This is a genomic window from Chloroflexus sp. (assembly GCF_034432675.1).
Taxonomy (GTDB): Bacteria; Chloroflexota; Chloroflexia; order Chloroflexales; family Chloroflexaceae; genus Chloroflexus.
In genome coordinates this window covers 34,733-41,980 of record NZ_DAOUBI010000147.1, presented here as the reverse complement: position 1 = coordinate 41,980, position 7,248 = coordinate 34,733, and the positions used below count along the sequence as shown (strand labels likewise).

At 55.5% G+C, this 7,248-nt stretch carries 6 protein-coding genes; all 6 read right to left on the bottom strand.

The window, feature by feature from the left end; translation table 11 throughout:
* Positions 1–1,207: 1,207 nt before the first annotated feature.
* The 6 genes from VAE55_RS11340 to VAE55_RS11315 all read right to left on the bottom strand — a co-directional run bounded on the left by VAE55_RS11340 (position 1,208) and on the right by VAE55_RS11315 (position 7,120).
* Positions 1,208–1,570, bottom strand: a complete 363-nt coding sequence (locus tag VAE55_RS11340; RefSeq protein WP_322815893.1) for a YraN family protein — start codon at positions 1,568–1,570, stop codon at positions 1,208–1,210.
* A complete protein-coding gene (locus VAE55_RS11335) occupies positions 1,557–2,063 on the bottom strand; it encodes an HNH endonuclease (protein WP_012258555.1) in 507 nt (168 codons plus the stop codon). The genes VAE55_RS11340 and VAE55_RS11335 overlap by 14 nt, the downstream gene beginning before the upstream one ends.
* Positions 2,064–2,385: 322 nt before the next feature.
* A complete protein-coding gene (locus VAE55_RS11330; RefSeq protein ID WP_322815892.1) occupies positions 2,386–4,059 on the bottom strand; it encodes a fused MFS/spermidine synthase in 1,674 nt (557 codons plus the stop codon).
* Positions 4,060–4,225: 166 nt separating this feature from the next.
* Entirely contained in the window at positions 4,226–4,483 is a 258-nt protein-coding gene (locus tag VAE55_RS11325; RefSeq protein ID WP_322815891.1) for a YggT family protein, read from the bottom strand.
* Between the two features lies 1 nt (position 4,484).
* Positions 4,485–5,792 (bottom strand): histidinol dehydrogenase, encoded by a 1,308-nt coding sequence (hisD, locus tag VAE55_RS11320; protein ID WP_322815890.1) that lies wholly within the window; start codon positions 5,790–5,792, stop codon positions 4,485–4,487.
* 98 nt (positions 5,793–5,890) lie between these two features.
* The gene (locus tag VAE55_RS11315) at positions 5,891–7,120 is read right to left on the bottom strand and encodes a S1C family serine protease (protein WP_322815889.1); all 1,230 of its coding nucleotides are present in this window, start codon (positions 7,118–7,120) and stop codon (positions 5,891–5,893) included.
* Positions 7,121–7,248: the final 128 nt, after the last annotated feature.

Sequence of the window (7,248 nt, the reverse complement as noted above, 5' to 3'; positions counted from 1 at the left end):
GTCTCCGACATCGAGGCGGACGACGTGGATGGAGGGAGGAGCGGGCACGGCGGGATGCGGCATTGATGTTCAGATAGGCAATGATGCCGTTCAAGGTCCAACGTCCATAACAGGCTTTGGCTGAGACTATTTCTCCTGGATCACATCAACAACAATGTACCTCTGGTACATCGATGTTGTCATACGGTATCGTTGCCAGTTTCCTTCGTAATGCACCTGGCGCACGTTCGTTAAACCATGTAGCTGAACAGAAGGGATACTGCTCGGCACTCGCGACCAGCCCGTGTTTGACAGGGTTGTTGTGAACATAACTCAGGCGTGCCAGGTAACTTTGTTCATAGGTTAGACAAGTATCCCAGTATTGAAACCAGACCTTGCGACCTTTACTCCCATCCAAAACATTAATCGCTCGTGCAGTTTGAGAATGAAACCGTTAGATCAGGGACTTTAACGAGCTGCTATCTTCAGGCGACTGAGCAATAAAGTGGTAGTGATTGGAGAATACAGCCCACGCTTGTAATTGCCAATTGTATGCTTGCATAATCTCGAAGAGAGCACTTTGCAGGATATGCAATTTCTGTGGTGAGTTGAACAAGGGCTGATGGCATAGCGTGGAAGCCGTGACGATGTAAAACGCATTTGGCACAAAGAGGTGTGCTGGACTGTGATGCCACGTGATCATGCTGGTATCTTGTTCCATAACATCGGCTTGTCAACCTGCGCAGTTCAGAGGTACATATTTGTTCGACAATTAGAGTATAAACACTTGGTTCCTGGTGTATGAACAGTATCTTACTACCCGTGACTGCCAGTCAGCCGGTCAGTGCCGGATATCCGATGCAGTTTTTGTCCACAAAACCGGTCAGCGCATGATGACGTACACCAGCCACCCCTACCGCATCCGCCACAATCCCCGCCGGGCGCGTGTCACTTGGCTTGGTGCCGAGTCCGGTTGGTCATCCTCAAAAACCGCATCCGCCACAATCCCCGCCGGGCGCGTGTCACACCAGGCCCGCGAACAACGTGTACGCTGCCGGATTGTAGGGGCGACGCATGCGTCGCCCCTCCACCACACCGATCTAATCTCTTTGACGCCAGCGCTGGAGTTGTCGGGGCACGGCATGCCGTACCCCTGCTGCCACGCCGTCCTGATCCCTTCAACGCCGGGTGCACGTCGCCCCGCTTACCCTGCTGTTCTTGCCGACCTCTAATCCTCACCCACAGCGGCAATCACGTGATCGTACTCAACAATCCGTCCACCGCGAGCGGTAAGTGCGATCACATCGATCCGCCAGCGGGTCGTAGCAGGGAGATCGTGCGCCGAAAGATAGTGATACGCCAGCGCAACCAGACGTTGCTGTTTTGCCGGCGTAATCGTCTCCAGCGCGTGCTGATCGTGACGGGTACGAACCTCAACAAAAACGATCTGGTCACCTTCACGGGCAACCAGATCGATCTCACCATCATGGCAGCGCCAGTTACGAGCGATAATCGTGTATCCGCATCGTTCCAGATACGCTGCTGCCGCCTGTTCACCAACATCGCCTAACCGACGCTTAGGTGTAGGCATACTTTCGCCAGACATCGTGCCGTTCCAGCTCGCCGAGCAAGGCAAACGCCAGATACTGCGGCTGGCGCGGTGTCGAGAGCAGTACCATGTTGGCCTGTTCGGGAGTACGCCCACCCTTGCGGTGGTTACAATCACGACACGCCGTCACCACATTCTCCCAGGTGGTCTGACCACCTTGCGAGCGTGGAATAACGTGATCCATCGTAAGATTGTTCCGTCCGGGCTGCTGCCCACAATACTGACAGGTCTCACGATCACGGGCAAATACTGCCCGTCGCGAACAGGGTAGCCTGAGCTGGCGCGGGATCCGAATGTAGCGTACCAGCCGAATAACCAGCGGCACACTGTAGGTTACGGATTGCGCCCGCAACTGCTGCATGGCAGCTTCGACAAGCTCAGCCTTTTCTTGCAGAAGGAGGATAAGCGCACGGCGCACTGAAATCAGTTGCAGTGGCTCGTAACTTGCGTTGAGAACGAGAACTCGCTGTGCCAAGATACAACCCCCTTAACATGAACCGATGTTATCACCATAACAAAGGCTCTTGCCCGGGGGCGTCCTGGCCCCGTGCTAGAGCGGCCTGATGCGGTTTGCGGAAGAAACTGCCCTTATGGCCTGCAACGCCGCACTGTCACCGCCCATACTGCGCTGCCCGCGATGACGACTGGCGCAGTAACAGGCAAGCTGCCCGGACGGTGCCGGGTGGTATAATCTACGGTGTTGTAACGGCGAATGCGCCATAGAATATAGCTTTCCCATCAAACAATCTGAGTAACCGATATAAAAGTAACATATATTTTGCTACTTTGTCAACCCATTACCGATCTATTCTCCCTACTTCGCTGAAGATTAAACCATCAATCAGTTGTTCAACCGGTGCATGATCGTCGGTGAAGGGTTGGAATTGGGCCATCGTCGAAGTGAATTCACGCAGTGGCCCGAAACGCCCTTCGTACAATGACCAGTACATCACCAGTTGCAGTGCCGGTTCGTCGACCTGGGTGGCATTTTCGATAAAGTTGATCACCCCGTCGCCAACCGGTTGATTCACCCCAATCAAGATCGCGTTGCTGAAGCGGGTATCGATGATATACACCTGTGGGAAGACAGCGATCATAGTGGAAGCCAGTGCATTCACCAGCCGGTCATCACCACTCGCCGGTCTCCCGGCGTTCACGACTGCCACGCCGCGAGGAGTAAGTTTCGCTTTGACTTCACGAAAGAATTCAATGGTGGTGAGGTGAAATGGAATGTACGGCTGGTGGTAGGCATCCATCCCAATCACGTCGTATTGGCGGTCGGTGGTTGCCAGCCAGTAGCGCGCATCTTCGTTGTAGGTGGTGAAGTAGGGCGCCTGCGCCGTGCCATCAGCCATGTCGAAGTAGCGCCTGCCCACATCACTGATTTTTCGATCAATTTCTACTGCATCAATGACGGTATCAGGACCATAAATAGCCAGAAATTGCTGGGCAATGCTCCCCGCCGCGGCACCGAGCAACGCCAGTGAACGCACATCCTCTGGCCGGGTATTGGGGTAGAGGTACGGTGCAACGCTGAAGTAATCCCACGGCCCACCATCGGTGAGAAGATCAAGCGGATCACCCGTCTCGCGGTATTTGAGCCGGTAGATGGAATGCAATGCTAATCCTTCATTGAGAATCAAGACCCGCCGCCGATCAACCACGCCGTCACTGTAGGTTACTTCCTGCTCGGCAACCTGAATGTAGTTGTAATCCGACTCGAATTCAGCGATCAACCGGCAATTACGACAATCAGCAGCTTTGATAGTACCGGTATTGAGCTGATACGCTCCAGCCAGTAAAATAACTGTCAACACCAGGAACAAGCGCCGCGGATCGCGTAAACCGATCAAACTCAGGACTACCAGAAAGCCGGCAAAGAGAAAGAGGGTGTTGGTGACGCCAATCGCCGGAATCAGCACCAGCACCGTCAGGAAGGTACCGGCAATAGAGCCAATTGTTGAGAGCGCCGAGATGGTACCGGCTGTCCGTCCAGCGTGTTCAACATCGTCGGCCCGCCGCAACTGCAACCGGATTGCAAAAGGACCAACCATTGCCATCAGAATGACCGGCACCGCAAAGAGAACGATAACCCCGATCAACGCTGCCAGAAACCCACCGGCAGCGACGTTCCGTAGTGCGCCCTGGGCCAGGCCAAGGATCGGGCGGGCAAGAAAGGGAATGATTGCACAACTCAGCCCGGCCCAGCCGATGAGTTGAAACAACAACCGCCAGTCTGGCCGACGGTCGGCCAGCGCACCACCCAGACGATAACCTATTGCCAGGTAGACCAGGGTCATGCCGATAACGACGGCCCAGATCGGTTGGGAAGTGCCGAAGAAGGGTGCCAGCATGCGCGGCATCACCATCTCGATACCGAGCGTGCCAATCCCGGCCAGAAACACCACGGTTAAGAGCAACCGATCATCTACTGTTGAAGTCTCGTGCGAGGGTAACGTTTCCTGAGCCATGCATTATGTCCACAATGTCCGCGAACACACCTCAACGTTCATTCGACAGGAAACCTGATTGTTATGTCAACTAGATAATGAATATCGAAGGAACACCTTCAAATGTCGCATGTAATGTGCTTGAGGGTCCGTTGTGCGTTCAATCATCATTACCGGCAGATACCCGTTACCGAATTGCACTGATGATGAGCCGCTCAAGAAGCTGGAGGAGCAGCATGGCAACAATCGGCGAAAAATCAAACATTCCGAAGTTAGGCATTACACTGCGAATAGGCCCTAGAATCGGTTCCGTAATTTCGTGCAGAAACCGGGTGGCCGGAAAATTACCCTGTGGATCAATCCATGACGCCAGCACACGCCCTAGAATGGCGTAAAACAGAACAGTGAACAGAATGCTCACAAAACTAACCAGAAAGCCTGACATATTACTCCCTCCCATCGGCGTCTGCCGACTCAAAACGAACCTTGACGGCTGCGGCGTGCGCAAAAAGACCCTCTGCTTCTGCTAATCGCACCGCTGCTGGCCCAATCCGCTTGAGGCCGCTCCGATTCAGACCAACCAGCGAGATGACTTTCCGAAAACTATCCACATTGACCGGTGAAGCGTAGTGCGCCGTGCCCTCGGTTGGCATGATGTGTGATGGCCCGGCAACATAATCACCCAGTACTTCAAACGACTCTTCACCCAGGAAAATACCGCCTGCGTTGCGCACCATTCCGACATACGACCACGGGTCGGCGACCAACAGGCAGAGATGTTCTGGCCCGTAGTCATTAGCCAGCATGAAGGCTGTTGCCAGATCGGGCACAATCACGATCCCACCACGCCGGGTCACAGCGTCACGGGCAGCCTGGGCGTTTGGTGACGGTAGTATAGTAAGCTGTCGCTCGACTTCAACCTGCACCTGTTCGGCCAATACCGGATCAGGTGTCAACAAAATGGCACTTGCCTCAACATGTTCGGCCTGTGCCAGCAGATCGGCCGCGACCGCCCGTGGACTGGCGGTGTGATCGGCAATGATCAGGGTCTCGGTTGGTCCTGGCAGACTGACGATTCCCACCGTGCCGTACACAAGGCGCATCGCTTGAATGACATACCGATTCCCCGGCCCGGCTATCGTCTCCACCCGTGGGATACTCTCGGTACCATAGGCCAGCGCGGCAATGGCCTGGGCGCCTCCAACTGCAAACAAACGATCAACCCCAGCCAGATGCGCTGCTGCCATCACGACCGCAGCCGGTTCACCGGTTGAGCGTTGTGGTGGCGAACAGACGACAATCTCGCGTACACCGGCGACACGTGCCGGTACCGCAGCGTGGATCAACGATGACGGGAGCGGGGCTGCACCACCGGGAACGTAAAGCCCAACTCGATCCAGGGGCCGCACCAACTGCCCCAGTGCTCCTTCGACGCTAAATTCAACCCAGGAGTTGCGTAGTTGCCGTTCATGAAAACGCCGAATCTCACTGATTGCCAGCAAGAGGGCATGACGTAATGCCGGATCAAGATCAGCCGCCGCCGCAGCCCATCGCTCACGTGGAATTTCAAGCGCTTCCCGATCAACTCCATCGAAGCGTTGCGTATACTCGCGTAATGCGGCGTCGCCCCGTTGGCGCACGGCAGCAATAATCCCGGCTACAGCGGTAGTTGTCGCGGCATCGTCATCGAGTGGCATACGCCGCAAAATACCGGCCCGGGCAGTATCAATGTCGCGGATGATAGGAACCGTCATGCTGTATCACTCTCATACGCTATTAGCTGCATCCATCACGCTGATAGACATGCAGCTCCGAAGTCAATCCTTACCGTCATTCTACCGCATCCCGGCAACTATGGACGCGCCGCCAGTGTCACCGGGACGGTCACAGGCTCGTTATTCCGCCAAATCGTGAGCGTAATCTGATCACCAACCTGAAACCGGTCAAGTATCCCGACGAGCTGGTCACTTGAGAAGACCGCTTCGTCGTTGCAGGCAATGATCACATCACCACCGAGCTGCACCGGTAATCCGCGGTACGTGGCAGAGGTCGTACCGCCGCGCAACCCAGCTCCTGCTGCGGGACTCCCTGGTTGCACCGCGCCGATCAGCACACCCCGATCAATCGACAACCCAAAACGTTGCGCAAACAGCGTATCGACCGTGGTCATACTGACTCCCAACCAGGGATGAGCATAGTAGCCCTGGCTGATTAATGCCGGCACCACCCGCGCCACAGTACTCGCCGGCACTGCGTAACCCACCCCCTCGAAATCACGTCCACCCAGGCTGACGGCAATCGCTGTGTTGACCCCGATCACCTCACCGCGCAGGTTCAACAGCGGCCCACCCGAATTGCCCGGATTGATTGCGGCATCGGTCTGAATCACATTGGGAATACTGAAACTGCCAAAACTGCGTGTCGGTGCGCGCAACGTGCGTCCCAGACCACTAATCACGCCAACAGTGAGTGTATTCTGTTCGCCGAATGGGCTGCCAATCGCAACCGCAGTCTGACCAACCTGCAACGCACCACTGTCACCAAGTGGCAGTGGTTCCAGGCCCTCTGGCAGATTGGTTAACCTGATCACAGCCAGATCACTATCGGGATCACTACCGACCAGCTCAGCCAGCACCGTCGCCCCATTGGCAAACCGCACCTGAATGTTCGTTGCACCGGCTACCACGTGGTGGTTGGTAACCACATGACCCTGCGTATCGAACAGAAAGCCAGACCCTTGACCAACCAGGCCATCGGGGCTTACCGGTGGATGCCCTGGTGGCAGATCCGCACTCTGATCCACAACCACATCGAGGCTGACCACTGCCAGATGAGCACGTCGGTAGAGTGCGATTAATTGCTGCTCAATCTCATTCAAGCCAGCCGTGGTTATCACGGCTTCATCGAACGTACTTACCGTCGCCAGCGGCGGCAATGTCGTTGGCGACGGGCCAATCGTTGCTGTGGGCCGCGGCAACTGGCTAACCGACGTCGGCACCTCGTTCAGTAGTGGACGCGGCGCATTTGCAGAGGTACAACCAGCCACGATGAAGATGGCAAACACAATCAAAAGCCGGTGCATAACAATATCCTCGTTGATGTAGAACAAAAAAACAGCAAACAGATCAGCGACACTATTCTCATCATACCAGGAAACCACTGCTCACAGTTGGGATAAGGCAGATGAACCTCACGATTTCCATCCCGCCC

What these genes read in the sequence shown, in the direction of transcription:
- VAE55_RS11315 (WP_322815889.1), bottom strand. Translation starts at nt 7,120, where the DNA reads ATGCACCGGCTTTTGATTGTGTTTGCCATCTTCATCGTGGCTGGTTGT.
- hisD (WP_322815890.1), bottom strand. Translation starts at nt 5,792, where the DNA reads ATGACGGTTCCTATCATCCGCGACATTGATACTGCCCGGGCCGGTATT.
- VAE55_RS11330 (WP_322815892.1), bottom strand. Translation starts at nt 4,059, where the DNA reads ATGGCTCAGGAAACGTTACCCTCGCACGAGACTTCAACAGTAGATGAT.
- VAE55_RS11340 (WP_322815893.1), bottom strand. Translation starts at nt 1,570, where the DNA reads ATGCCTACACCTAAGCGTCGGTTAGGCGATGTTGGTGAACAGGCGGCA.
- VAE55_RS11325 (WP_322815891.1), bottom strand. Translation starts at nt 4,483, where the DNA reads ATGTCAGGCTTTCTGGTTAGTTTTGTGAGCATTCTGTTCACTGTTCTG.